Source organism: Kitasatospora sp. NPDC058406 (assembly GCF_042722765.1).
GTDB lineage: Bacteria > Actinomycetota > Actinomycetes > Streptomycetales > Streptomycetaceae > Kitasatospora.
In genome coordinates this window covers 13,111-36,781 of record NZ_JBHXKE010000005.1, presented here as the reverse complement: position 1 = coordinate 36,781, position 23,671 = coordinate 13,111, and the positions used below count along the sequence as shown (strand labels likewise).

26 protein-coding genes are annotated in these 23,671 nt (G+C 73.8%); 17 read left to right on the top strand and 9 right to left on the bottom strand.

Features of this window, described 5'->3' with window-relative positions; genetic code table 11:
- Positions 1–31 precede the first annotated feature (31 nt).
- On the top strand, positions 32–850 hold the full coding sequence (locus tag ACFWOG_RS02180; protein WP_380353845.1) for a hypothetical protein: 819 nt from the start codon (positions 32–34) through the stop codon (positions 848–850).
- The gene (locus ACFWOG_RS02175; RefSeq protein ID WP_380353842.1) at positions 847–2,013 is read left to right on the top strand and encodes a GNAT family N-acetyltransferase; all 1,167 of its coding nucleotides are present in this window, start codon (positions 847–849) and stop codon (positions 2,011–2,013) included. Before ACFWOG_RS02180 ends, ACFWOG_RS02175 begins: the two co-directional genes overlap by 4 nt.
- A 33-nt stretch (positions 2,014–2,046) precedes the next feature.
- On the opposite strand, the gene ACFWOG_RS02170 is transcribed toward ACFWOG_RS02175, so the two are convergent.
- On the bottom strand, positions 2,047–3,333 hold the full coding sequence (locus ACFWOG_RS02170; protein ID WP_380353839.1) for a glycoside hydrolase family 26 protein: 1,287 nt from the start codon (positions 3,331–3,333) through the stop codon (positions 2,047–2,049).
- Positions 3,334–3,693: 360 nt separating this feature from the next.
- Between ACFWOG_RS02170 and ACFWOG_RS02165 the strand changes: the two genes are divergently transcribed.
- The 9 genes from ACFWOG_RS02165 (at position 3,694) to ACFWOG_RS02125 (ending at position 10,732) form a co-directional block, all read left to right on the top strand.
- The gene (locus tag ACFWOG_RS02165; RefSeq protein WP_329883421.1) at positions 3,694–4,623 is read left to right on the top strand and encodes a hypothetical protein; all 930 of its coding nucleotides are present in this window, start codon (positions 3,694–3,696) and stop codon (positions 4,621–4,623) included.
- Positions 4,624–4,834: 211 nt separating this feature from the next.
- A complete protein-coding gene (abc-f, locus tag ACFWOG_RS02160) occupies positions 4,835–6,433 on the top strand; it encodes a ribosomal protection-like ABC-F family protein (RefSeq protein WP_380353836.1) in 1,599 nt (532 codons plus the stop codon).
- A gap of 391 nt (positions 6,434–6,824) precedes the next feature.
- Complete coding sequence (locus ACFWOG_RS02155) at positions 6,825–7,058, top strand: helix-turn-helix domain-containing protein (protein ID WP_030059940.1); 234 nt, start codon at positions 6,825–6,827, stop codon at positions 7,056–7,058.
- Between the two features lie 222 nt (positions 7,059–7,280).
- Complete coding sequence (locus ACFWOG_RS02150; RefSeq protein WP_329949585.1) at positions 7,281–8,087, top strand: enoyl-CoA hydratase/isomerase family protein; 807 nt, start codon at positions 7,281–7,283, stop codon at positions 8,085–8,087.
- A 100-nt stretch (positions 8,088–8,187) separates the two neighbouring features.
- Positions 8,188–8,697, top strand: a complete 510-nt coding sequence (locus ACFWOG_RS02145; protein ID WP_329949586.1) for an Asp23/Gls24 family envelope stress response protein — start codon at positions 8,188–8,190, stop codon at positions 8,695–8,697.
- Between the two features lie 55 nt (positions 8,698–8,752).
- Positions 8,753–8,944 carry a hypothetical protein gene (locus ACFWOG_RS02140; protein WP_329883425.1) on the top strand — a complete coding sequence of 64 codons (192 nt, stop codon included), beginning with the start codon at positions 8,753–8,755 and terminating at the stop codon, positions 8,942–8,944.
- On the top strand, positions 8,944–9,303 hold the full coding sequence (locus ACFWOG_RS02135) for a hypothetical protein (RefSeq protein ID WP_329883426.1): 360 nt from the start codon (positions 8,944–8,946) through the stop codon (positions 9,301–9,303). The genes ACFWOG_RS02140 and ACFWOG_RS02135 overlap by 1 nt, the downstream gene beginning before the upstream one ends.
- A 254-nt stretch (positions 9,304–9,557) precedes the next feature.
- Positions 9,558–10,091 carry a DUF6286 domain-containing protein gene (locus ACFWOG_RS02130; RefSeq protein ID WP_329949587.1) on the top strand — a complete coding sequence of 178 codons (534 nt, stop codon included), beginning with the start codon at positions 9,558–9,560 and terminating at the stop codon, positions 10,089–10,091.
- On the top strand, positions 10,088–10,732 hold the full coding sequence (locus ACFWOG_RS02125; RefSeq protein WP_355401666.1) for an alkaline shock response membrane anchor protein AmaP: 645 nt from the start codon (positions 10,088–10,090) through the stop codon (positions 10,730–10,732). The genes ACFWOG_RS02130 and ACFWOG_RS02125 overlap by 4 nt, the downstream gene beginning before the upstream one ends.
- A 66-nt stretch (positions 10,733–10,798) precedes the next feature.
- Here ACFWOG_RS02125 and ACFWOG_RS02120 read toward each other — a convergent pair whose 3' ends face one another.
- Positions 10,799–11,572 carry an SDR family oxidoreductase gene (locus tag ACFWOG_RS02120; RefSeq protein ID WP_329949588.1) on the bottom strand — a complete coding sequence of 258 codons (774 nt, stop codon included), beginning with the start codon at positions 11,570–11,572 and terminating at the stop codon, positions 10,799–10,801.
- A gap of 165 nt (positions 11,573–11,737) precedes the next feature.
- Between ACFWOG_RS02120 and ACFWOG_RS02115 the strand changes: the two genes are divergently transcribed.
- Together ACFWOG_RS02115 and trxA are read left to right on the top strand one after the other, a co-directional pair.
- Positions 11,738–12,175: a MerR family transcriptional regulator gene (locus tag ACFWOG_RS02115; RefSeq protein ID WP_329883430.1), complete on the top strand. Its 438-nt coding sequence runs from the start codon at positions 11,738–11,740 to the stop codon at positions 12,173–12,175.
- Between the two features lie 3 nt (positions 12,176–12,178).
- Complete coding sequence (gene trxA / locus ACFWOG_RS02110; protein WP_329949590.1) at positions 12,179–12,511, top strand: thioredoxin; 333 nt, start codon at positions 12,179–12,181, stop codon at positions 12,509–12,511.
- Between the two features lie 15 nt (positions 12,512–12,526).
- Here trxA and ACFWOG_RS02105 read toward each other — a convergent pair whose 3' ends face one another.
- Together ACFWOG_RS02105 and ACFWOG_RS02100 are read right to left on the bottom strand one after the other, a co-directional pair.
- Positions 12,527–13,324: an SURF1 family protein gene (locus tag ACFWOG_RS02105; protein WP_329883432.1), complete on the bottom strand. Its 798-nt coding sequence runs from the start codon at positions 13,322–13,324 to the stop codon at positions 12,527–12,529.
- Between the two features lie 31 nt (positions 13,325–13,355).
- Entirely contained in the window at positions 13,356–14,354 is a 999-nt protein-coding gene (locus ACFWOG_RS02100; protein ID WP_329949591.1) for a DEDDh family exonuclease, read from the bottom strand.
- A gap of 182 nt (positions 14,355–14,536) precedes the next feature.
- Between ACFWOG_RS02100 and ACFWOG_RS02095 the strand changes: the two genes are divergently transcribed.
- The 4 genes from ACFWOG_RS02095 to moaA all read left to right on the top strand — a co-directional run bounded on the left by ACFWOG_RS02095 (position 14,537) and on the right by moaA (position 18,923).
- The gene (locus ACFWOG_RS02095) at positions 14,537–15,580 is read left to right on the top strand and encodes a zinc-dependent alcohol dehydrogenase family protein (RefSeq protein ID WP_329883434.1); all 1,044 of its coding nucleotides are present in this window, start codon (positions 14,537–14,539) and stop codon (positions 15,578–15,580) included.
- A gap of 249 nt (positions 15,581–15,829) precedes the next feature.
- Positions 15,830–16,186: a DUF485 domain-containing protein gene (locus ACFWOG_RS02090; RefSeq protein WP_329883435.1), complete on the top strand. Its 357-nt coding sequence runs from the start codon at positions 15,830–15,832 to the stop codon at positions 16,184–16,186.
- Entirely contained in the window at positions 16,183–17,841 is a 1,659-nt protein-coding gene (locus tag ACFWOG_RS02085; protein WP_355401678.1) for a cation acetate symporter, read from the top strand. The genes ACFWOG_RS02090 and ACFWOG_RS02085 overlap by 4 nt, the downstream gene beginning before the upstream one ends.
- Positions 17,842–17,933: 92 nt before the next feature.
- Positions 17,934–18,923, top strand: coding sequence for a GTP 3',8-cyclase MoaA (gene moaA, locus ACFWOG_RS02080; protein ID WP_380353828.1), 990 nt, complete (start codon positions 17,934–17,936; stop codon positions 18,921–18,923).
- A 42-nt stretch (positions 18,924–18,965) separates the two neighbouring features.
- On the opposite strand, the gene ACFWOG_RS02075 is transcribed toward moaA, so the two are convergent.
- The 5 genes from ACFWOG_RS02075 to ACFWOG_RS02055 form a co-directional block, all read right to left on the bottom strand.
- Entirely contained in the window at positions 18,966–19,226 is a 261-nt protein-coding gene (locus tag ACFWOG_RS02075; RefSeq protein WP_380353825.1) for a hypothetical protein, read from the bottom strand.
- 297 nt (positions 19,227–19,523) lie between these two features.
- Positions 19,524–19,907, bottom strand: coding sequence for a DUF3099 domain-containing protein (locus ACFWOG_RS02070; RefSeq protein ID WP_329883439.1), 384 nt, complete (start codon positions 19,905–19,907; stop codon positions 19,524–19,526).
- 105 nt (positions 19,908–20,012) lie between these two features.
- The gene (locus tag ACFWOG_RS02065; protein WP_329883440.1) at positions 20,013–20,558 is read right to left on the bottom strand and encodes an RNA 2'-phosphotransferase; all 546 of its coding nucleotides are present in this window, start codon (positions 20,556–20,558) and stop codon (positions 20,013–20,015) included.
- A 31-nt stretch (positions 20,559–20,589) separates the two neighbouring features.
- The gene (locus tag ACFWOG_RS02060) at positions 20,590–21,993 is read right to left on the bottom strand and encodes a metallopeptidase TldD-related protein (protein ID WP_329883441.1); all 1,404 of its coding nucleotides are present in this window, start codon (positions 21,991–21,993) and stop codon (positions 20,590–20,592) included.
- Positions 21,993–23,540, bottom strand: coding sequence for a TldD/PmbA family protein (locus ACFWOG_RS02055; protein ID WP_329949603.1), 1,548 nt, complete (start codon positions 23,538–23,540; stop codon positions 21,993–21,995). Before ACFWOG_RS02055 ends, ACFWOG_RS02060 begins: the two co-directional genes overlap by 1 nt.
- Positions 23,541–23,671: the final 131 nt, after the last annotated feature.

The window sequence follows — 23,671 nt, the reverse complement described above, 5'->3', positions numbered from 1 at the left end:
GCCGGGCGGCCCCCGTATCCAAGGAGTCCCGATGACCGAACCGCGCCGAAGCGCCCGTCTCCTGGTCCGCCGCTGGTGGCCGCTGGCCCTCGCGGTGCCCCTGGGTGCCGCCGCCGGCGCCGGGTACGCCGTCGTCGCCCACCCCTCGTACGCCGCCGACTCCTACGTGATCGTGGTGTCGGAGAACCCGGGGGAGAGCGCCACGGCCGTCAACTTCGCCCAGGCGTACGGCCGGCTGGCCGGCCGGCCGCAGGTGCTCGCGGCAGCCGCCGCGGAGACCGGGCACAGCCGGTCCGAGCTGGAGGCCCTGGTGCACGGCACCACCTCGCCGGACGCCCCGATGATCGAGATCACCGGCACCGGGGCGGACCCGCAGGAGGCCGTCCTGACGGCCGACGCGGTGGCCCGCTCCCTGGTCGCCTTCGCCAACGGCAGCACCAAGGAGACCGGCGTCCGGCTGGTCCCGCTCGCGGCCGCCGCCGAGCCCGAGCGGCCCACCACCCCCTCCGGGCGGCTGGACGTGGCGGTCGGCGGTGCGGCGGGCGTGCTGATCGGCGCGCTGGTGATGATGACCCGCCGCCGGAGCGACAGCGCCGCCGGCCCCGCGGCCGGGGCGGCGCCCGTCCCGACCGCTCCGCGCCCGCGCACCGCCGAGCCCGGGGCGGAACCCGTGGCCGACCCCGGCCCGGAGCCCCGGCCCGCAGCCGGGACCGAGGTCACGGCCGAGGTCACGGCCGCGTCCGGGACCGGCGACACGGCGGCCCGGGCCGGAAAGGCCGGGCCCGCCGCGGACGCGGCTCCGGCCGAGTCGGAGAACAGGACCAAGACCGTGGCCGGGAGCGGACGATGAGCACCGAGGCAGCCGCCCCGACCACGGGACTCCCCGCCCAGGCGTGCGCACCGCGCTGGACCACCGAGCTGCGCCGCGAGGACGACGCGCTCGACACCCTCGCCGAGGAGTGGGACGACCTCGTCACCCGCTGCCGGACCGCCACCTTCTTCCAGGCCGCCGTCTGGCAGCGTTCCTGGTGGCGCCACTACGGACGCCCCGGCGCCCTGCTGGTGGTCCTGGTCCGCCGTGACGGCCGGCTGGTCGGCGCGGGCGCGTTCCAGCGCCGCGGCGGCCCGCTGGGCGGCCTGGCCGGCCTCGGTGACGGGCTGATCGACTTCACGGACATCCTGCTCGACGACTCCTGCGCCGACCGCGCCGCCGCCGAGTTCGCCGCCGCGCTCCCGCTCACCCGCCCCTGGCACAGTCTGGACCTGCGCGAGGTCCACCCGGAGGCCGCCGTCCAGCGGGTCTTCGCGCACTGGCGCGGCCGGCGCCGGCGGTTCACCGACTCGCTCTGCCAGTACCTGCCGGCCGTCCCGATGGAGCAGCTGCTCAAGCGGGTGCCGGGCAAGACCGCCCAGCGCAGCCGGGTCAAGCTGCGCAAGATCGCCGAATCGGGCGTGGAGGTGCGCTCGACGCCCCCGGCGGAGGTGCCGGAGGCCCTGGCCGGGCTGCTGCGGCTGCACTTCCTCCAGTGGGCCGACCGCGGGGTCACCCCGGAGCACCGCACCGAGCGGTTCGCCCGTCACCTGGACGAGTCGACCACCGGCCTGGTGGCCACCGGCCGGGCCGCCGTCCACCAGTACTGGCTGGACGGCGAGCTGGTCGCGGTCAACCTGCTGCTGCTCTGCCCGTCCTTCGGCGGCCTCTACATGTACGGCGCGCACCCGAGGCTGCGCGAGCGGCTGGACATCGCGGGCCTGCTGTTCGGCGCCGCGCTGGACGAGACGGTCGGCGCGGGCATCCCGGTGCTGGGCCTGCTGCGCGGCCAGGAGCCGTACAAGCAGCGCTGGCGGCCGGACCGGCTGCCGAACCAGCGGCTGCTGTTCGGCCCGCGCGGCCCGGCCCCGGCCGCCGCGGTCCGGTGCGGCGCCGTCCGCTCCCGGCAGGCCGCGGTGCGCGTGCTCAGCAGCCGGCTGCCGAAGCTGAAGGAGTCCCTGCTCGCCCGCCGCCGGAGCTGAACGGGCACTCCGGGGGCGTCTGCCGGACACGTCCTAGCGCCGCGCGGGGGCGGCGGTCGGCGAGGCGCTCGGCGAGGGACCGGCCGACGGGCTCGGTGAGGGGCTGGCCGACGGGCTCGCCGTGGCGGACGGCGGCGCGGAGGCCGCCGCCGAGGCCGAGGCCGGGGCCGGGGTGATGGGCGAGGCCGGGGGACCGGTCGGTGCGCCGGCCGGCGCCGGCGGTGCGGACGGCATCGTGGGCGCCGCCGGTGCCGGGGGCGCCGTCGGCGCGGCCGCGGCCGGTGCCCCCGGGGAGCCGCCCATCAGCTGCCGGAACCGGGCGCTGGACCGCGGGTTGCGGTCGCACTGCCAGAAGCCGTGCGGGCAGTAGTCGGTGACCGTCTGGTAGGCGGTGTCGTGGGTGCGGATCCACTCCACCATCCGCTGCACGAACTCCGGGTTGTCGCCGTTCCGGAACAGCCCCCACTCCGGGTACGAGACCGGCTTGCCGCGCTTGGCGGCGAACTCCACCTGGTCCAGCAGCCCGTACGGCTCGTGCACGTAGTCGTCGAAGGTCGCGCCGGCCGGCTGGTCGTAGCTGTCCATGCCGATGATGTCCACCACGTCGTCGCCCGGGTAGCACTTGGTCCACGGGATCGCGTCCAGCCCGCGGTTGGGCGTGAAGTCGAAACGGAACCGCTGCCCGGGCACCGACCGCATCACGGTGACGATCCGTCGCCAGTACGTCTTCCAGGCCGCGGGGTCGGGCTTGCAGCGGTGGGTGTAGGTGACCCCGTTCATCTCCCAGCCGAGGGTGAGGACGGTGTCCGCGCCGCCGAGCGCCACCAGTCGGCGGGCCAGCTTGAGGAAGTGCCGGTCGAAGTCCCCCCGCGCGCCCTGGGCGAGCAGCTTCGCGACCTCGCCGTCCGGCACGTTCGCCTCGTTGGGGACGAGCATCGGCACGCCGAGGACGAGCGTCCGGGACGGGTCCGCCTGGCGCCACTGCGACCACATGCCGAGCACCATCGCCTCGCCCTCGACGTCGGCCCAGCCGTTGCCCGCCAGATAGGTGTGGCCGACCTGGAGGTTGGCGTTGTTGAGCCACTGCGCGTAGCGGCCGATCTGCGGGATGTACCGGTCCCAGGAGCCGACGAACGCCCCGAACGGGGGCTCGTGCTTGGGCCGCTGGACGACCGGGCGCGGTGCGGCGCCGCGCGGCGAGATGGCGTCGGAGGAGAGCGTGTGCCGTTCGGTCTGGCTCAGCGGGGTGCCGGCGGGGACGCTGGCGGTCGTGAGCAGCAGCAGGGCGGCGGCGGCCAGCGCCAGGCGGCCGAATCGCATGGTCTCTCCTCGGGCGGGGGCCTCGGTGGGGCAGGGCGGAGGGCGACGCAACGTGACGCCCCGATTGCCGACAGTAGGCCCGCCGGGCGGAGGAAAAGCCGAATGTCACCCTAAAGTGGGCGCTATTCGAACGCCGTCCGGCGGTGTGCCGTGTATCACCTCTGTAACAGTCCCGGAGGCCCGGGGAGCCCTACCCGCGCCCCGGGCCCGGGCGGGGCCCGGGGCGCCGCCGGGCCCGACGGCGCAGGTCGGTGGGCGGCGTCGGCCGGCCCGTGCGAAACCGGCCGGCGAGGTTCCGCCGTCCGGCCGTACGGAGAGGTCCGGCTGACTCGCGCGGGCGGTGAAAGGTACGCTCCGCCCGTGTCCTGGAAGTCGCGCGCCCTCAGCCCCCGATCGATCCTGCCTGCCCTGGCGGTGCTGCTGGTCCTTGTGGCGGGCGCGGCCGCGCACGCCAACAAGCCGGTTCCGTTCGGTGACCGGGTGGCCGCACCGGGCGCCTCGGACGCGAGCCCGGACGCCGTGAAGTCCCTGGACGCGGCCGACCTCGACCTGAGGGTCGGACCGGGCCTGGAGGCGTACCACAAGGCCACCGGGGAGCACGCCTGGTCGTACCAGCGGGAGGGCGCCACCGCGCTCTACCTGTCGATGGCGGGCGAGAACGCCGTGGTGGTCTGGGACGACGGCCTGGTCACCTCCGTGCGGCCCGGCGACCACGAGGTGCGCTGGCACCGCGCGGTGCCCGGCCTGGCCGACTGGCTGCGCGCCGACGGCGAGCCCGGCGCCGACAAGCGCACCGAGGAGCAGCGCAAGCAGCTCGCGACCGAGCGGGCGGCGGCCTCGCTGCGGACGGTCCAGCAGTCCGCGCCCTGGGTGGCGGTGGTCACACCCAATCTGACGATGGGCTTCCGCGACGCCGACGGGGACCTGCGCTACAACTCCAAGCCGGCCGGCAACTGCGTCTACGACCCGACCCGTACGGTGGCCAGCGACTTCGCGGTGCTGGTTCCGCGCAGCTGCTCCAACAGCAGCGGCCAGTCGGTCTCCGGCGGGATCTCCGGCTACCGGCTGGACAGCAGCGGCTGGCAGCTCAACGCCGGCCCGGGCGTCTCGATGAAGGCGCTGGACGGCCGCCGGGTGCTGATCTCGGACGGCCCGATCGTCGCTCCCAAGGTCTTCGACACCCGCGCGGCCGCGCCCGAGGCCGCCTGCGGCAGCCCGGCCGAGCCGTTCGCCGCCGTCCGCCCGGAGGGCAGCTGCGCGGCGCCGGCGGACGGGCAGCAGCCGCGGTAGCCGGCCCTCCGGGTACCCCCGGCCGGTAATCCCTCGGGGTTCGCTCGCGCGGCCCGGTAGACTTGCCGTCATGGCTGTTCTCTCCGTGCACTAGCGGGCGAGCGGCGCCGCGCCGTGCGGTCCGCCGAGCCTCCGCCGACGCCCTTCACCCGCCGTCCCGGCCCGTGCCCCGTCCGGGCGCCCGCCCACGCCCCAGGAGTAGTCCCCAGCCATGATTTCCGCCAACGCCCTTGAGCTGCGTGCCGGTGCCCGGATCCTGATCGAGTCGGCGAGCTTCAAGGTCGCCCCCGGCGACCGGATCGGCCTGGTCGGTCGCAACGGCGCCGGCAAGACCACGCTCACCAAGGTGCTGGCCGGCGAGGGCATCCCCGCCTCCGGCACGGTGACCCGCTCGGGCGAGGTCGGCTACCTGCCGCAGGACCCCCGCACCGGCGACCTCGACGTCCTCGCCAAGGACCGCATCCTCTCCGCCCGCGGCCTCGACACCGTGCTGAAGAAGATGCGCGAGAACGAGGACCGGATGGCGAACGGCAAGGGCGCCACCCAGGAGAACGCGATGAAGAAGTACGCGCGCCTGGAGACGGAGTTCCTGACCAAGGGCGGGTACGCGGCCGAGGCCGAGGCCGCCACCATCGCCGCCGCGCTGGGCCTGCCGGACCGCATCCTCAACCAGGAGCTGCACACGCTCTCCGGCGGTCAGCGCCGCCGCGTCGAGCTGGCCCGGATCCTGTTCTCCGACTCCGACGTGCTGCTGCTCGACGAGCCCACCAACCACCTCGACGCGGACTCGATCGTCTGGCTGCGGGACTTCCTGAAGACCTACAAGGGCGGCTTCATCGTCATCTCGCACGATGTCGAGCTGGTCGAGACGGTCGTCAACAAGGTCTTCTACCTGGACGCCAACCGCTCCGCGATCGACGTCTACAACATGGGCTGGAAGCAGTACCAGCAGCAGCGCGAGGATGACGAGAAGCGCCGCAGGCGCGAGCGGACCAACGCCGAGAAGAAGGCCGCGACGCTGAACGCGCAGGCGGACAAGATGCGCGCCAAGGCGACCAAGACGGTGGCCGCGCAGAACATGGCCCGCCGCGCCGAGAAGCTGCTCTCCGGCCTGGACCAGGTCCGGCAGAGCGACAAGGTCGCCAAGCTGCGGTTCCCGGACCCGGCGCCCTGCGGCAAGACCCCGATGACGGCGCGCGACCTGTCGAAGTCCTACGGCTCGCTGGAGATCTTCGCCGGCGTGGACCTGGCCATCGACCGCGGTTCGCGCGTCGTGGTGCTCGGGCTCAACGGTGCGGGCAAGACCACGCTGCTGCGGATGCTGGCCGGGGTGGAGAAGCCGGACACCGGCGAGGTGATCCCGGGCCACGGCCTGAAGGTCGGTTACTACGCCCAGGAGCACGAGACCCTGGACCCGCAGCGGACGGTGCTGGAGAACATGCGCTCCTCCGCGCCCGACACCGACCTGGTGCAGATCCGGAAGATCCTCGGCTCGTTCCTCTTCTCCGGCGACGACGTCGACAAGCCGGCCGGGGTGCTCTCCGGCGGTGAGAAGACCCGTCTCGCGCTGGCCGCGCTGGTGGTCTCCAGTGCCAACGTGCTGCTGCTCGACGAGCCCACCAACAACCTGGACCCGGCCAGCCGCGAGGAGATCCTCGGCGCGCTGCGCGAGTTCAGCGGCGCGGTCGTGCTGGTCACCCACGACGAGGGCGCGGTCGACGCGCTCCAGCCGGAGCGGATCATCCTGCTGCCGGACGGCGTGGAGGACCTCTGGAGCCCCGCCTACAACGACCTGGTCACGCTGGCCTGATCCCGCCGACCTCCCGATGCCCGGTCGCCCGTACGGACGGCCGGGCATTCGGCTGTCCGTCTGGCCGGAACTAGACATTCCCTCCACATTTTGGACCAGAAAAACTAGTCCCTTCGGCGTGTCCGGGAATGAAGAGGTCCCGCATTCCGTTTAAGGAGCTTCCGTCGGCCCGCCACTCGATCGTGGCCGGGCCGACGCTGCTGATCAGCCCTTTCTCGCCGGACGGCGGTATTCGTCCGGGGGCGTGCACTCTGCGTGAGCGCCCTTGTGCGCTCGGATCACTACCGAAGGACCGCGCATTCCCGACATGGACCTTGTCGAATGGGTGGCCAGGACGCGGTGGATGGGTGATCATGGGAATCTGACCGAGCAACGCTACGAGGAGGCACGGGTGGCCGAGACTCTGAAAAAGGGCAGCCGGGTAACCGGTGCCGCGCGTGAGAAGCTCGCGGCCGATCTCAAGAAGAAGTACGACTCCGGGGCGAGCATTCGCGCTCTCGCGGAGGAGACCGGCCGCTCGTACGGCTTCGTGCACCGGATGCTGAGCGAGTCCGGAGTGATTCTCCGGGGCCGCGGCGGTGCCACGCGGGGCAAGAACAAAGCTACTGCCGGGGCAGGTTCCTGACGCTCCGTCGGTCAACGGGCGGATGACTCGGCGGCAGGGCGCCGGCCGGGGAGGCGACCGAGCGTCGTCCACTCCCCGGTCCGAGTGAACCGGCCGCCGATCGTCATATCCGCGACCGGCGCGCGGGCGGGCCGTCCGCAGCTCCGTGCTGCCCCCTGCCGTCGCCCCACCACTTTTGTTACTCTCCGGTAGCCAAGCATCCTCGCCACCGGAGGTCCCCTCATGACCGCTCCCGCCACCGATCCGCAGACCCAGAGCCGGGAGCGGGACGGCGTCCGCCTGGAGATCGACGGCGCACTCGCCGTCGTCACCCTCTGTCAGCCCGAGCGGCGCAACGCCCAGTCGCCCGCCCTGTGGCGCGCCCTGTCCGCCGTCGGCCGCGACCTGCCCGGCACCGTCCGGGTGGTGCTGCTCCGCGCCGAGGGCGTCTCCTTCTCGGCGGGCCTCGACCGTGCGATGTTCACCCCCGAGGGCATCCCCGGCGAGCCCAGCTTCCTCCGGCTCGCCGCCGCCGAGCCCGAGGAGCTCGACGGGATCATCGCCGGTTACCAGGAGGCCTTCAGCTGGTGGCGCCGCCCCGACCTGGTCACCATCGCCGTCGTCCAGGGCCACGCGGTCGGCGCCGGCTTCCAGCTCGCCCTCGGCTGTGACCTGCGGGTGGTCGCCGACGACGTGCAGTTCTCCATGAAGGAGACCTCGCTGGGCCTCGTCCCCGACCTCGCCGGCACCAAGCCGCTCACCGAACTCGTCGGTTACGCCCGGGCGCTGGAGATCTGCGCGACCGGACGCTGGGTCGGCGCCGAGGAGGCCGCGGCGATCGGCCTGGCCAACCTGGCCGTCCCCGCGGGCGAGCTGGACGCCGCCGCCCGCGACCTCGCCGCCGCTCTGCTGGCCGCACCGCGCAACGCCGTGATCGAGACCAAGGCCCTGCTCCAGGGCGCCGGTGGCCGCTCCTACGACGAGCAGCGCTCGGCCGAACGGGCGGCCCAGGCCCGCCGTCTGCGCGACCTGGCCGGCATCGGGGACTGACCGGCCTCCCCGGCCGGTTCCGGGGGCGGGATTCGTGGCGAAATGCCAGAGTTGGAGCGATTTGCGATATAGCTGGAGCCGTACGACGGGAGATGAGCCCATGCCTGACACTCCGACGCCCGCCACCCTGCACAAGAACCTCTCCACCGGTGCCTCCACCGGTGGCTCCTCGACCGCCGGCCTCGGCGGGGCCGCCGGTGAACGCGGTCGCACCGCGCTCGCCGTCGGCGTGGTCGAGAAGATCGCCGGGATGGCGGCCCGCGAGGTGACCGGCATCCACTCCCTCGGCTCCGGGCTCGCCCGCACCTTCGCCGCGATGCGCGACCGGGTCCCCGGCGGGCGCGGCAACATCGGGCGCGGCATCAAGGCGGAGGTGGGGGAGAAGCAGACCGCCATCGACATCGCGCTGGTCGTCGAGTACGGCGTCGTCATCCCCGAACTCGCCCGGCAGGTACGGGAGAACATCGTCGACGCGGTCGAGCGGATGACCGGGCTGGAAGTCGTCGAGGTCAACATCGCCGTCAACGACGTCCACCTGCCCGACGAGCCGGACATCGAGGAGGAGGAAGAGGAGCTCCCCTCCTCCGGCCAGCGGCCCAAGCTGAAGTAGTCCCTGTGCGGCAGCACGCCCGGAGCGGCGGGCGGCGGAAGACGAGGTGGAACGGATGAACCTGGCCCTCATCGGCCTGGTGGTGGGAATGGCCCTCGGCTTCGCCGGCTACTTCGGCGGGTTCGCGGCGTTCCTGCTGGTGGCGGCCCTCGGGGTGGTCGGCTTCGTGGTCGGCCGCCTGCTGGAGGGCGACCTCGAACTCGGTGACCTCGGCGACCTCCTGCGCGGCCGCGACCGGCGCCGCTGATGGCGGCCCTCGTCCCGGCGCCCGCCACCCGCGAACCCGGCGCGCGCGGCCGGCTGCGCATCGCCGACCGCGTCTACGCGCGGATCGCCGCCCGGGCGGCCGGTGAGGCGCTCGCCGAGGTCCGGCCGGGCCGGAGCGGACCGGGCGGGCCGCCGAAGGTCTCCGTCACCGGCCCCGCTTCGCCCTCCGCCGCCGTCACCGTCAGGGTCGCCGTCGACCTGCCGTTCCCCGCCGACCTCGCCGCCCTCGCCCGGGCCGTCCGCGACCGGGTGGCCGCCCAGGTCGGTGCGCTGACCGGGACCCGGGTGGCCGAGGTGGTGGTCGTGGTGGAACGGCTCGTCACCGAGGGCACGGGATGACCGGGCCGGCGGAGGGGGAGCCGGGGACGCCGCCCGTGGAGCCCGCCGTACCGGCGGAGGCTGCCGGGGCGGCGGAGTCCGGAGCGCATGCGGAGTCCGGAGCGCATGAGGGGCTTGGGGGTCCTGAGGGGCCTGCGGGGCCCGCCCTGCCGGCGGAGGCCGGTGCGGTCGGTGCGGCCGGGGAACCGGCTCCGGAGCCCGGGCCCGCCGCGGTCCGGGTGCCGCGGCTGCGGGCACCGCGGACCACGGCCGCCGTGGTGGTCGCGACGGTGGTCCTGGTGGCCGCGGTGGCGCTGCTCTACGACGTGGTCGCCGTCCGCACCGGGCACGCCGCCCGCCGCTGGCGTGCCGAGATCGCCGACGAACTGGCCACCCGGCACCTCGACGACACCTGGGTGCTGCTCGGAGCGGGCGCGGCCACCCTGCTCGGCGGCTGGCTGCTCTGGCTCGCCCTCGCCCCCGGCCTGAGCCGCTGGCTCCCGCTCCGCCCGGTCGGCGGCACCTCCGCGGCCATCGACCGGTCCGGCGTGACCGCGCTGCTGGTCCACCGGGCCGCCGACCTGCCGGGCGTCGAGCACCTGCGCGTGCGGACCGGCCGCCGCCGGGTCCGGATCACCCTCACCGGCCCGGCCGATCCGGCCTCGGTGCAGCGGCAGCTGCGGGACGAGCTGGCGGTCGTCGGGTTGGCGAGACCGCTGCGGCTGGACGTCAGGACCCGGCGCGGGCGCCGGCGCGGGTCCGGCGGGGGAGTGCAGGGCGCCGTCGTGGAGGGTGGTGGGAGCGGGTGAGCCGGAGCACCGTCAACCGGGTGCTGGTGGGTGCGGTCGGGGTGGTCCTGCTGGTGGCCGGGCTGCTGGTCCTGGCCGGGGGCCTCGACCTGTACCGGAGGCTGGGCGTGGATCTGCCGGACCGGTGGCCGCAGGCCTCGCCGGACCGGCCGGTGATCGGTGCGCGGGCGCGGACCCGCTGGGTGGCCGAGGCCTGGTGGTGGCCTGCGGTGATCGCCGGGCTGGCCGTGGTGGTCGTCGGGACCGCCTGGTGGCTGCTCGCCCAGCTGCGGCGGAGCGGGCCGGCGACCGTACCGGTGCCGACCCCCGGCACACCGGGGCTGCGGCTGCGGCTGCGCACCGGGGCACTGGAGGACGCTCTGGAGACCGGCACCGTGGCGCTCCCCGAGGTCGAGCGGGTGGGTGTCCGGCTGCTGCGCGGAGCCCGGCACCCCCGGTTGCGGGCGGCCGTCCGGATGACGTCCGGCGGCGATCCGGCGGCGCTCGCCGAGCACTTCGAGACCGGCCCGCGCACCGACGCGCTGGTCAGTCTCGGGCTGTCGGACCTTCCGGCCGACCTGCGGATCCGGGTGGTGCCGGCGAGGCACGAGACCGCCGCGCGGCGCGGCGGACGGCGCGACAAGCACCCGCGCGTGCTCTGACCGCCCGGCGCATCCGCCTGCCGCGCGCCGGGCGGATGCCTCCACGCGCGGCCGGCGAACGCCGTCCTACAGTCCGGGCAGTGCGCCGCCGTCGACCGGGATCATCACACCGGTGAGGTAGGACGCGGCGGGGGAGAGCAGGAACGCGGCGACCTTCCCGAACTCCTCCGGGGTGCCGTAGCGGCCGAGCGGGATGGCGGCGCTGTGGTGGACGCGGGAGGCCTCCGCGTCGCCGCCGAGCGCGTCGAGCTCGCGCACCCGGTCGGTGTCGATCCGGGCCGGGAGCAGGCCGACCACCCGGATGCCGCGCGGACCGAGCTCGGCGGCCAGCGACTTGGCGGCCATCGCCAGGCCGGGGCGCAGACCGTTCGAGATGCCGAGACCCGGGATGGGCTGGCGGACCGAGCCGGAGAGCACGAACCCGATCACCCCGCCCTCGCCGAGCGTCCCCGCGGCGGTCCGGGCGATCCGCAGCGCGCCGAGGAACACCGACTCGAACGCGTCGCGCCAGGCCTCCTCGGGGACGGTGCCCACCGGGCCCGCCTGCGGACCGCCGACGCTGATCAGCACGCCGTCCAGCCGGCCGAACCGCTCGACGGCCTCGCGGACCAGCCGCTCGGCGGTCTCCGGGGCGGCGTTGTCGGCCACCAGCCCGTGCACCGCGTCCGCTCCGCCGCCGAGTCCGGCGAGTTCGGCGACCGCCGCGTCCACCGACTCCCGGCTCCGGCCGCTCACCAGCACCCGCGCACCGTCGGCGGCCAGCTCGCGGGCGGTCGCGAGGCCCAGGCCCCGGGTGGCGCCGGTGACCACGTACACCTTGTCCTGCAGTCCAAGATCCATGGGGCCATCCTGCCGGGTGAGGGCGGGCGGAAGGTAGTGCGGACGCGGCGGGGCCCGGGCCCGCGCCGCCCCTGGCGTTGACGTCGGCGTCAAGGTCTACCGTCGTTCCCGGCGGCCTTCGGACAGCGACCTTCGGACAGCGGCCGGAAGGGCGAGGATGCGGTCATGCGGATCGGTGAACTGGCGAGGCGGGCGGGGACGACCACCCGGGCACTGCGGTACTACGAGCAGCTCGGGCTGCTCCCGGCCCGGCGGGCCGGCAACGGCTACCGCGCGTACGGCGAGGAGGACCTGCGGCTGCTCCGGCAGATCCGCACGCTGCAGGACTTCGGGTTCGGCCTGGAGGAGACCAGGCCGTTCGTGGAGTGCCTGCAGGCCGGTCACCCGCACGGGGACTCCTGCCCGGCCTCGCTGGAGGTCTACCGGAGGAAGCTGGCCGAACTGGACGAGTGCATCGACCGGCTCCAGGAGGTCCGTACCCAGGTGGCCGGGCAGTTCGCCCGGGCCGAGCGGGAGCGGGACGAGCTGGCGGTCGGCACCGCCGGAGAGCCGCCGCAGTGCGAATGGGCCGCGCAGCCGGCAGTCGAGTGGGAGGAGAAGTAGACCATGGTGCAGATCGCAGGGGTCGCGGAGGTCACGGACGAGACCTTCGCCGCGGAGGTCCTGGCGGCCGAGGGGCCGGTGCTGGTGGACTTCACGGCGGACTGGTGCCCGCCCTGCCGGCAGATGGTGCCGGTGCTGGCGGACATCGCGAGGGAGGAGGCGCACCGGCTGACCGTGGTCAGCCTGGACGTCGACCGCAATCCGGAGACCCAGGCCGCGTACGGGGTGCTCTCGATGCCGACGCTCATGGTGTTCAGGGGCGGGGAGCCGGTGAAGTCGGTGGTCGGTGCCCGGGCCAAGGCCCGGCTGCTCCGCGACCTCGCGGACGTCCTGTAACGGGAGCGGGCGGGCTCAGGCGGGGACGGCGACCGGGGCGACCTCGGCCTCGCCGGCCTCCTTGCGCCGGTCCTTGGCCTCGCGCCGCGCCATCACCCAGAACCCGACCGGGATCATCGCGGTGAACAGCCACCACTGGATCGCGTACGCCATGTGCGGGCCGATGTCGGAGTGGTTGGGCTCGGGCAGCAGCTCGGGCTCGTCGGCCGGTGCCGGCACGGTCGCGGTGAGCTCCAGGTAGCCGCCGAGGAGGGCGGCACCGGTCTCCCTGGCCTGCTGGGTGGAGCTGATCAGGTTGAACTGCCGGTCCGGCAGGCCGGCGCGGTCCTTGAGGCCGTTGCCGGCGGCCTCGTCGGCGCGCAGCCGTCCGGTCAGGGTGACCTGGCCGGACGGCGCGGCCGGGACGTCCGGGTAGGTGACGGCGGAGGTGCCGGAGGCCACCCAGCCGCGGTTGACCAGGACGGTGCCCCTGCCGCCGTCGAGCACCAGCGGGGTGATCACGAAGTAGCCGATCTTGTCACCGCTGGAGTCGGTCCGCTTGCGGACCACGAACTCGTGCTCCGGGTCGTACTGCCCGGTGGTGGTCACCGCGCGCCAGGTGAGCCCCTTGGGGACGGCGAAGCCGGGTTCCGCCGAAAGGGTCTCGTACGGGACGGGCCGGTCGGTGAGGGCCCGGGCGATCAGCTCGTTGCGGTCCACCCGCGCCTCGTGGCGGTGCAGTTGCCAGAACCCCAGCCGGATGGTGGTGGGGATCAGCAGCACGGCGACCAACAGGGTGATCAGCCAGCGCCGGGAGAGCAGAAAACGGTACACATGGGCACGGTACGCCCACCTCACAACCGGCTCACGCACCGGGGTGCGGGGCGACCTCGCGCAGCAGCTGGAGGAAGGCGTCCTCGCCGATCACCGGGGTGCCGACCTCGCGGGCCTTGCGGGCCTTGCCGCTCCAGCTGCCCGGTTCGTTGGTGACCAGCAGGCTGGTGAGCCGGCTCACCGACGAGGCGATGTGCAGGCCCGCCTCGACGGCGCGGTCCTCCAACAGCTCGCGGTCGGTGGAGGTGTCGCCGGTGAACGCCACGCGCATGCCCTGGACCAGCGGCTCGCCGTCCTCCCAGCGCCCGGGGTTCGGGTACGGGCAGGCGGGGCGCTTGCGGGCCTGGCGGTAGGCGGCACCGGTCCAGTTGCCCCGGGCGGGCGAGGCCGGCTGGTCGTCGCCGAGGTCGGTGACGGCCACGCAGGTCTGCAGCGGCAGCGGGACGCCCCCCTGGCGGGCCAGGTGCAGGCTGGGCCGGAACGCCTCGGCGAGCACCCGGGCGTCGTCCAGCGCGTTGTGCGCCTGCTGCTGGTGGACGCCGAAGTGCCGGGCGAGCGACGAGAGCTTGCCGTTGGGCAGCGGCAGCCGGAGGTCGCGGGCCAGCACCATGGTGCAGATCCGCTGGTCGACCGGGGCGCGCAGGCCGGCCCGGGAGAACTCGCGGGAGATCATGTTCCAGTCGAAGAGCGCGTTGTGGGCGACCATCACCCGGCCGCGCAGCCGCTCGGCGAACTCGCCGGCGATCTCCGGGAAGGTGGGCGCGCCCACCAGCAGGTCGCTGGTGAGGCCGTGGATCCAGACCGGTCCGGGGTCGCGCTCGGGGTTCACCAGCGTGTACCAGTGGTCGGTGACGGTGCCGTCCTCGTCCAGTTGGTAGACGCCCGCCGAGATGACGCGGTCCGAGCGGCCGAGGCCGGTGGTCTCGACGTCCACCACCGCGAAGCCCTCGGCGGGGGCGGCGGAGCGCTGGGCCGGGACGGGAGCCGTCCGCGGTACCGCGCCGGGCGTCTCGGGCTGGATCGCGTACATGGTCCAACAGAATAAGGCCCGCGGGCGGTGCGCCGCCGCGATACGGGTGGGACCGGTGCCGCTCGGAATGTTGGACGGGGCGGGCCGGAATAGAGTGGGCGGAGTATTCGTCGTACACCTGGTCGAATATCTGCCGGCCGCCCGCCGCACCCCGCGGGCGCCTCTCCGAAGGACGAACCCTCATGCGCGCCACCGTGATCCACGGCCCCAGTGACATCCGGATCGAGCAGGTGCCGGACCCGGTCGTGCAGCAGCCGACCGACGCGGTGGTGCGGGTGGTGAACGCCTGCATCTGCGGCAGCGACCTGTGGGCGTACCGCGGTGTCGCGGCCCGGGTCGCCGGGCAACGGATCGGGCACGAATTTCTCGGTGTGATCGAGGAGACGGGCGCCGAGGTGCGTGACTTCGAGGTCGGCGATCTGGTGGTCGCGCCGTTCGTCTGGTCGGACGGCAGGTGTGACTTCTGTCGCGAGGGGCTGCAGACCTCCTGCCCGCACGGCGGCTTCTGGGGTCAGGTCGGCTCGGACGGCGGGCAGGGCGAGGCGGTGCGCGTCCCGTGGGCGGACGGCACGCTGGTGAAGCTGCCCAAGGAGGCCCAGGGCGACGAGAAGCTGCTGCCGGGCCTGCTGGCGCTCTCGGACGTGATGGCGACCGGGCACCACGCCGCGGTCTCCGCGCGGGTCCGGCCGGGATCCACCGTGGCGGTGGTCGGTGACGGCGCGGTGGGCCTGTGCGGCGTGCTGGCCGCGCACCGGCTCGGCGCCGGGCGGATCATCGCGCTCGGCCGGCACACCGCCCGGACCGACCTGGCCCGGCGGTTCGGGGCCACCGACGTGGTCGCGGAGCGCGGCGACGCGGCGATCGAGGCGGTCCGGGAGCTGACCGGCGGCCAGGGCGCGCACTCCGTGCTGGAGGCGGTCGGCACCGAGGAGTCGATGCGCACCGCCGTCTCGATCGCCCGGGACGGCGGCGCGGTCGGTTACGTCGGGGTGCCGCACGGCGGCAGCGCCGGCGTCGACATCGGGCAGATGTTCGGCCGAAACGTTTCGCTGAACGGCGGGGTCGCGCCGGCCCGCGCCTACATCCCCGAGCTGCTGCCGGACGTCCTCTCCGGGGCCATCGAGCCGGGCCTCGTGTTCGACCGCACGGTGGACCTGGAGGGCGTGCCGGACGGCTACCGGGCGATGGACGACCGCTCGGCGCTGAAGGTGCGGATCACGTTCTGACGCCTCCAAGTTGACGCTTTTCGAAGGGCGGCACCGCAGTCCGGTGCCGCCCTTCGGCATGTCCGGATACGTCTGTTTTCGGCCAATCGGCTAGTGCAACGGAGTGAACGTCTGGCTGATCACGGTCAACCTCTTTCGGCCCGCGCGCCACCCTCCTAGCATTGCGCGGCGCGCATCCGGACTGTGACGCCGCTCACGTCCGATCGTTCCACTGGTGCGACCACTACGCCGAAGGAGTGAGGAGTCAGAGTGGAATCGCCGCCGATCACCACCACCGCCAAGGAAACCCAACTCATCGAGGAGGGCGCGGAGTTCCGCGCCCTCCGGCGCTCGTTCCGGAACTTCGCGTTCCCGGTCACCATCGGCTTCGTCCTCTGGTACCTGCTCTACGTGCTGCTCTCCAGTTACGCCCCCGGCCTGATGGGCACCAAGGTCGTCGGGCACATCAACATCGCCCTGGTCCTCGGACTGCTGCAGTTCGTCACCACTTTCGCCATCGCGGCCTGGTACGCGCGCTACGCGGACCGGAGGCTCGACCCACCTGCCGCCGCCATCCGCGAGGCGCGCGGCGCGGTGGTCCACGCCCCCCGGGAGGCCGCCGAATGACCCTGCTCGCCAGCCATACCGCGAGCGCCGTCGCGCTCGCCGACCCCCTCACCCTCGCCGCGGGCGCCACCGAGCACCGCGGTCTGACGATGACCCTGTTCGGCCTCTTCGTGCTCGCCACCCTCGGCATCACCGTCTGGGCCGGGCGGCAGACCAAGGACGCCGCCGACTTCTACGCCGGCGGCCGCAGCTTCTCCGGCTTCCAGAACGGTCTGGCCATCTCCGGCGACTACATGTCGGCCGCGTCCTTCCTCGGTATCGCCGGAGCCATCGCGCTCTTCGGCTACGACGGCTTCCTCTACTCGATCGGCTTCCTGGTCGCCTGGCTGGTCGCGCTGCTGCTGGTCGCCGAGCCGCTGCGCAACGCCGGCCGCTACACCATGGCCGACGTGCTGGCCTTCCGGATGCGCCAGCGGCCCGTCCGCACCGCCGCGGGCATCTCCACCATCGTGGTGTCGATCTTCTACCTGCTCGCCCAGATGGTCGGCGCGGGCACCCTGGTCGCCCTGCTGCTCGGCGTCAGCGGGGACAGCGCCAAGCGGTGGACGATCGTCGCCGTCGGCGCCCTGATGGTCGTCTACGTCGCCATAGGGGGCATGAAGGGCACCACCTGGGTGCAGATCGTCAAGGCCGTGCTGCTGATCGCCGGCACCGCCCTGATGACCGTCCTGGTGCTGGCCAAGTACAACTTCAACATCTCCGCACTGCTCGGCGCCGCCGCCGACGCCAGCGGCAAGGCCAACGCCTTCCTCGAACCCGGGCTGAAGTACGGCGCCACCGGGACCAGCAAACTCGACTTCATCAGCCTCGGCCTGGCGCTCGTGCTGGGCACCGCGGGCCTGCCGCACATCCTGGTCCGCTTCTACACCGTGCCCACCGCCAAGGCGGCCCGGAAGTCGGTGCTCTGGGCCATCGGGATCATCGGCGGCTTCTACCTGATGACCCTGGCGCTCGGCTTCGGCGCGGCGGCCCTGGTCGGACCCAAGGCGATCAAGGCGGCCAACGCGGCCGGCAACACCGCGGCCCCGCAGCTCGCCGAGACGCTCGGCGGCGGCTCGGGCACCACCGGCGGGGCCGTCCTGCTGGCGGTGATCTCCGCGGTCGCCTTCGCCACCATCCTCGCCGTGGTGGCCGGCCTCACCCTGGCCTCCTCGGCCTCCTTCGCGCACGACCTCTACGCCAACGTCATCCGGCGGGGCAAGGTCACCGAGCGGGAGGAGGTCAACGCGGCCAAGTGGGCCGCCGCCGCGATCGGCGCGGTGGCGATCGTGCTGAGCCTCTTCGCGGACAAGCTCAACACCGCCGCCCTGGTCGCACTGGCCTTCGCGGTGGCCGCCTCGGCCAACCTGCCCACGCTGCTCTTCTCGCTGTTCTGGAAGCGCTTCAACACCGCGGGCGCGGTCAGCTCGGTCTACGCCGGTCTGATCAGCTCGGTGGTGCTGGTGGCGTTCTCCCCGGTGGTCTCGGGTGGCAAGAACTCGCTCTTCCCGCACTCCGACTTCCAGTGGTTCCCCCTGGAGAACCCCGGCCTGGTCTCCATCCCGGTCGGCTTCCTGGCGGGCTGGATCGGCACCGTGCTCTCGCGCGAGCCGGCCGACCCGGCGAAGTACGCTGAACTGGAGGTCCGCTCGCTGACCGGACTGGGCGCCCACTGACGAACGGCCGATGGCTAAGCTGGCCCGGCCCGCCGCGACGGCGGGCCGGGCCGGTCGCTGTCCAGGGCCGCCACTCTCGGGAAGGGATCGCCGTGCTGCTCGACACCTTCGGCCGCCGCGCCGTCGACCTGCGGGTCTCCCTCACCGACCGGTGCAACCTGCGCTGCACCTACTGCATGCCGGAGGAGGGCCTGCAGTGGTTGGCCAAGCCGGAGCTGCTCACCGACGAGGAGATCGTCCGGCTGGTGACCGTCGCCGTCCGCGACCTCGGCGTCCAGGAGGTCCGCTTCACCGGCGGGGAGCCGCTGCTGCGGCCCGGCCTGGTGGCCGTCGTCGCCGCCTGCGCCGAGCTGACGCCGCGCCCCGAGCTCTCGCTCACCACCAACGGCATCGGCCTGGCGCGGACCGCGGGGGCGCTGCGCGCCGCCGGCCTCGACCGGGTCAACGTCTCGCTCGACACGCTGGACCCGGACACCTTCCACACCCTCACCCGGCGCCGCCGCCACCAGGACGTGCTGGACGGACTGGCCGCCGCCGAGGACGCCGGGCTGACGCCGGTCAAGCTCAACGCGGTGCTGATGCGCGGGGTCAACGACCACGAGGCGCCCGAGCTGCTCGCCTGGTGCCTGGAGCGCGGCTACGAGCTGCGGTTCATCGAGCAGATGCCGCTGGACGCCCAGCACGGCTGGGACCGCTCGGCCATGGTCACCGCGGAGGAGATCCTGGACCGGCTGACCACCAGGTTCACGCTCACCCCCGAGTCGTCCGCCGGCCGGGGCGCCGCTCCCGCGGAGCGCTGGGTCGTGGACGGGGGTCCGGCCCGGGTCGGGGTGATCGCCTCGGTGACCCGCCCGTTCTGCCGCGCCTGCGACCGGACCCGGCTGACCGCCGACGGGCAGGTGCGCAACTGCCTCTTCGCGAGTGGCGAGACCGACCTGCGGACGGCGCTGCGCTCGGGGGCCGACGACGCCGAGCTGGGGGCGCTCTGGCGCCAGGCGATGTGGGGCAAGAAGGCCGGTGCCGGGATCGACGACCCGGAGTTCCACCAGCCCGACCGCCCGATGTCGGCGATCGGCGGCTAGGGTCCGGCCCTGGTCGCCGGCCGGACCGTGCCGGGCCCGGGCTCAGCCCTCTGCGGGGGTGCCGTCCGTGGGGGCGCCCTCTTCGGCGCTCCGGTCGGTGAAGGCGACGACCTCCTTGAGGAAGCCGCGCACGCCCAGGAACTCGGAGAGGTGCTCGCGGTGCTCCGGGCAGGCGAGCCAGGTCTTGCGGCGGTCCGGGGTGTGCAGCTTGGGGTTGTTCCAGACCAGGACCCACGCGGCGTCGGACCGGCAGCCCTTGGCGGAGCAGATCGGGGTCTGCGGCTGGGTGTCCGGGAACAGCATGGCGTCGTCCTCAGGCGGTCGGCGGGTGGGTCGTCACCGCCAGTCTGTCACGCGCCCGGAGGGGTCCGTCCGCCGTCCGGCGGGCCTGCGGCCCCGCGGTGCGCGCGGGCATGGCGACGCCGGGCAGCCACGGGGGGAGCCGCCCGGCGTCGGTCCGTCGCTCCGACGGGGGATGCGGAGCGCGTACGCAGTATGTCACGGTCCGACCCGGGCATGGGGAGGTCTTGCATGATTAATCTGAGCTTCTTCTGAGCTTTCTGTGGAATGCAACGGCGGAAAACAGCTCAAAACGGGCAGTCAGTTCGACGTCTGTGAAGAATCGGTGGGCATGCGCTCGGCCACATCGGTACCGTGCGTCACACCGGACCCGCCCCTCCCGCCGGGGCCGAGCATCAGCGGAGTGGTCGGCGGCACGTCGAAGGTGGAGGGCAGACCCGGCGCCCGTTCCCGGCCCGCGTTGGCGATCAGCACCGCGAAGTACGGCAGCAGCACCCCGCCCGCCAGCGCCGCGACCGCCACCCAGCGCTGGACGTCCCACAGCACCACCGCGAGCAGCACGCAGACCGTGCGCAGCAGCATCGAGGCCACGTAGCGGCGCTGCCGCCCGCGGACGTCCTCGGTCAGGCTGCTGCGGGCCCCCGTGATCCGGAAGACCTCGTCGTCGCCGGCGCTCTTTCCCATGTCCAACCGCCCTCGTCCGCGCACCCGCGCGCCTCGCCGCGCGGCCTTCCCACGGTACGCCGCAGGGCGACCGGCGACGAGACCGGGGCGGACGGACACGCGCCCCTACGGCTGGGAGAGGTACTCCGGCGGCACCGCGTCGGTCAGCCAGACGCCGTTGGCGCTGATCCGGAACTCGTGGCCGGCCGCCGCCATCGCGGCGGCGTCGACCTCCAGCACCACCGGACGGCCGTGCCGGGCGCCCACCCGGGTGGCCGTCCCGGTGTCGGCGGACAGGTGGACGTCCTGCCGGGCCATCGGCCGCAGGCCCTCGCGGAATATCGCGTCCAGGCTCCGGGCGGCGGTGCCGTGGAACAGCACCGCCGGGGGCGCGGCGGCGGCCAGACCGAGGTCGACCGCCACCGTGTGCCCCTGGCTGGCCCGGATCGAGAGGCCGTCCTCCGAGTAGGCGAAGCGGCGTTTGTTGTTGGTCGCCACCACGTGGTCCAGCTCGACCCGGGTGAGCCGGGTGCCCCGGGCCGCCAGGGCGGCCAGCAGGACGTCCACCCGGACCCAGCCGGCCCCGTCCAGCGTCACCCCCACCCGCTCGGGCTCGTGCCGCAGGATGCGGGACAGCATCTTGCTGGTCCTGACCGTGCGCTTCTCGTCCACGTTCCTCGTTCCCTCCCCCCGGCCGGCCCGGCTACGACGCCTGGCTGACCGAACTCATGTTGAAGCCCTCGACCCGCACCGGCGGCATCGCGGTCCGGGTGAACCAGTCGCTCCACTCGCGCGGCAGGCAGCGCTCGGTGCGGCCCACCTCGGTGATCCGGCCGAGCAGCTCCACCGGCGACTCGTTGAACCGGAAGTTGTTCACCGCACCGACCACCCGGCCGTTCTCCACCAGGTAGACGCCGTCCCGGGTCAGACCGGTGAGCAGCAGCGTCGCCGGGTCCACCTCGCGGATGTACCAGAGGCAGGTGAGCAGCAGCCCCCGCTCGGTCCGGGCGATCATCTCCTCCAGGGTCGGCGCCGCCGCCTGGTCGGCCGTCTCCAGGACCAGGTTGTCGACCGCCGGGCGCAGGGCGAGCGACGTCAGGCCGGCCGAGTGGCGGCTGGTGACCAGCCCGGCCAGCTCGCCGTCCCGGATCCAGTCGGTCCTCGACAGCGGCAGGCCGTTGTCGAAGACCGAGGCGTCGCCCTCGGTGGCGTGCGCCAGCACGAACGGCGCCGCCTCCAGGCCGGGCTCGTCCGGGTCGGAGCGCAGCGTCAGCGGCAGCCCGCTGAGCTTGTCGCCGATCCGGGTGCCGCCGCCGGGCCGGGAGAAGACCGTCCGGCCCTCGAAGGCGTCCCGGCCGCCGGCGGACCAGTTCAGGTAGACCATGAGGTCGGCGACGGCGGAGGGCGGCAGCAGCGTCTCGTACCGGCCGGCCGGCAGGTCGATCCGCCGGGAGCCCCAGCCGAGCCGGGTGGTCAGCCCGGCGTGCAGGGCGGTGACGTCCACGTCGGAGAAGTCCCGGGTGGCGGCGCCGGCCCAGGCCGAGCCGGACAGGTCGGCGGTCTTGGCGTTCAGCTCGACCGTGCCGGTCGGCTGGTCGTGGCGCAGCCGCAGGCCGGTGGAGGTGCCCAGGTAGCTGGAGACCAGCTCGTGCCGGGCGAAGCCGTACAGCAGTTCGCCCTGGGCGGCGGCCCGGGCGAAGGCGGTGCCGAGGGCCGGCGCGAACTCCTCGAAGACCGCGACCGACGTCTCCGCCGGGGGCTCGGTGAAGTGCGGAGAGGCCGGCTGGTCGGCGACCGTGACCAGGGGCTGGGCGTCCTCGGCCGGCCCGGCCGCGCGGGCGGCCTCCTCGGCGGCCCGGACCAGGTCCGCCACGTCGTCGGACGTGACGGCCTCGCGGGAGACCACGCCGGAGGCGGTGCCCTCGGCGCCGGCCACCGTGGCGATCACGGTGAGCCGGCGGCCCCGGGTGACGCCGTTGGTGGTCAGCGCGTTGCCCGCCCAGCGGAGGTTGGCGGTCGACTCCTCGTCGGCGATCACCACGCAGCCGTCGGCGCGGGAGAGGCCGAGTGCCAGCTCGACGAGTTCGTGGGGCTGCATCGCGGTCATCAGTGACCCGCCTCCTGCTGGGTGTTGAGCACGTTGACGTTGCGGAACAGCGCCGAGGGGCAGCCGTGGCTGACCGCCGCGACCTGGCCGGGCTGCGCCTTGCCGCAGTTGAAGGCGCCGCCCAGCACGTAGGTCTGCGGCCCGCCGACGGCCGTCATCGAGCCCCAGAAGTCGGTGGTGGTGGCCTGGTAGGCGAAGTCCTTGACCTGGCCGGCGAGTTCGCCGTTCCGGATGGCGTAGGCGCGCTGCCCGGTGAACTGGAAGTTGTACCGCTGCATGTCGATCGACCAGGAGCGGTCCCCGACGATGTACAGGCCGTTCTCGACGCCCTCGAACAGGCCCTCGGTGGACGGGCCGTCGGCGGCCGGCCGGAGCGAGACGTTGGCCATCCGCTGGACCGGGACGTGCGCCGGCGAGTCGGCGAAGGCGCAGCCGTTGGAACGCTCGAAACCCTTCAGCTTCGCCATGCCGCGGTCGAGCTGGTAACCGGTCAGGACGCCGTCCTTCACGAGGTCCCACGACCGGGTGGCGACACCCTCGTCGTCGAAGCCGATGGTGGACAGGCCGTGCTCGGCGGTGCGGTCGCCGGTGACGTGCATCAGCTCGGAGCCGTACTTCAGCGAGCCGAGCTTGTCGAAGGTGGCGAAGGACGTCCCGGCGTAGGCCGCCTCGTAGCCGAGCGCGCGGTCCAGTTCGGTGGCGTGGCCGATCGACTCGTGGATGGTCAGCCAGAGGTTGGACGGGTCGATGACCAGGTCGTAGCGGCCCGGCCGGACGCCCGGCGCCTTCATCTTCTCGGCCAGCAGGACCGGCAGCTCGGCCAGCTCGGCGTCCCAGTCCCAGCCGGTGCCCGTCAGGTACTCGAATCCGCGCCCGACCGGCGGGGCCAGCGTCCGCATCGAGTCGAAGGCGCCGGTGCGCTCGTCCACCGAGGTGGCCTCCAGCACCGGGTGCAGCCGGATCCGCTGCTGGGTGGTGACGGTGCCGGCGGTGTCCGCGTAGAACTTGTTCTCCTGGACGGTCAGCAGGGTGGCCTGGACGTGCGAGACGCCCCCGGCGGCCAGCAGCCGCGAGCTCCAGTCGGCCAGCAGCGCCGTCTTCTCGGCGTCCGGTACCTCGAACGGGTTCACGTCGTAGGCGGAGACCCAGGTGGCGTCCGGGTAGACCGGCTCGTCGGCCAGCTCCACCCGGTCGGTCGACCCGGCCGCACGGCTGATCCCGCCGGAGAGCCGGGCCACCGCGACGGCCTGCTCGGCGACGCCCGCCGCCGCCTCCGGGGTGAGGTCGACCCCGGCGGCGAAGCCCCAGGCGCCGTCCAGCAGCACCCGGACGGCGAAACCGAGCTGGAGGCTGTCGGAGGTGCCGGACGGCCGGGCGTCGCGCAGCCGCCACGAGGCGCTGCGGACCCGCTCCAGGCGGAAGTCGGCGTGCTCGGCGCCGAGCCGGCGCGCGCGGTCCAGGGCGGCGTCGGCGAGGGCGCGCAGCGGAAAGCCGAGGAAGAGCGGGTCGACGGCGCGCGGGGCGCCGGCGCTGCTGGTCGGGGGCAGCGGAGGCAATCGGGCTCCCTGGTCGGGCGGAATGGCGGTGCGGGCACCCGGGATGCAGGGGTACCCGCACGGCATCATTTCCCGTCAAAGGGCTTTGGGCCAGCGCATTTCCCCGGTGACACGCGCAGCTC

What these genes read in the sequence shown, in the direction of transcription:
- ACFWOG_RS02085 (WP_355401678.1), top strand. Translation starts at nt 16,183, where the DNA reads ATGACCCTGCTCGCCAGCCATACCGCGAGCGCCGTCGCGCTCGCCGAC.
- ACFWOG_RS02180 (WP_380353845.1), top strand. Translation starts at nt 32, where the DNA reads ATGACCGAACCGCGCCGAAGCGCCCGTCTCCTGGTCCGCCGCTGGTGG.
- trxA (WP_329949590.1), top strand. Translation starts at nt 12,179, where the DNA reads ATGGTGCAGATCGCAGGGGTCGCGGAGGTCACGGACGAGACCTTCGCC.
- ACFWOG_RS02115 (WP_329883430.1), top strand. Translation starts at nt 11,738, where the DNA reads ATGCGGATCGGTGAACTGGCGAGGCGGGCGGGGACGACCACCCGGGCA.
- ACFWOG_RS02095 (WP_329883434.1), top strand. Translation starts at nt 14,537, where the DNA reads ATGCGCGCCACCGTGATCCACGGCCCCAGTGACATCCGGATCGAGCAG.
- ACFWOG_RS02140 (WP_329883425.1), top strand. Translation starts at nt 8,753, where the DNA reads ATGAACCTGGCCCTCATCGGCCTGGTGGTGGGAATGGCCCTCGGCTTC.
- ACFWOG_RS02070 (WP_329883439.1), bottom strand. Translation starts at nt 19,907, where the DNA reads ATGGGAAAGAGCGCCGGCGACGACGAGGTCTTCCGGATCACGGGGGCC.
- ACFWOG_RS02135 (WP_329883426.1), top strand. Translation starts at nt 8,944, where the DNA reads ATGGCGGCCCTCGTCCCGGCGCCCGCCACCCGCGAACCCGGCGCGCGC.
- ACFWOG_RS02145 (WP_329949586.1), top strand. Translation starts at nt 8,188, where the DNA reads ATGCCTGACACTCCGACGCCCGCCACCCTGCACAAGAACCTCTCCACC.
- ACFWOG_RS02175 (WP_380353842.1), top strand. Translation starts at nt 847, where the DNA reads ATGAGCACCGAGGCAGCCGCCCCGACCACGGGACTCCCCGCCCAGGCG.
- ACFWOG_RS02075 (WP_380353825.1), bottom strand. Translation starts at nt 19,226, where the DNA reads ATGCTGTTCCCGGACACCCAGCCGCAGACCCCGATCTGCTCCGCCAAG.
- ACFWOG_RS02150 (WP_329949585.1), top strand. Translation starts at nt 7,281, where the DNA reads ATGACCGCTCCCGCCACCGATCCGCAGACCCAGAGCCGGGAGCGGGAC.
- ACFWOG_RS02100 (WP_329949591.1), bottom strand. Translation starts at nt 14,354, where the DNA reads ATGTACGCGATCCAGCCCGAGACGCCCGGCGCGGTACCGCGGACGGCT.
- abc-f (WP_380353836.1), top strand. Translation starts at nt 4,835, where the DNA reads ATGATTTCCGCCAACGCCCTTGAGCTGCGTGCCGGTGCCCGGATCCTG.
- ACFWOG_RS02060 (WP_329883441.1), bottom strand. Translation starts at nt 21,993, where the DNA reads ATGACCGCGATGCAGCCCCACGAACTCGTCGAGCTGGCACTCGGCCTC.
- ACFWOG_RS02120 (WP_329949588.1), bottom strand. Translation starts at nt 11,572, where the DNA reads ATGGATCTTGGACTGCAGGACAAGGTGTACGTGGTCACCGGCGCCACC.
- ACFWOG_RS02170 (WP_380353839.1), bottom strand. Translation starts at nt 3,333, where the DNA reads ATGCGATTCGGCCGCCTGGCGCTGGCCGCCGCCGCCCTGCTGCTGCTC.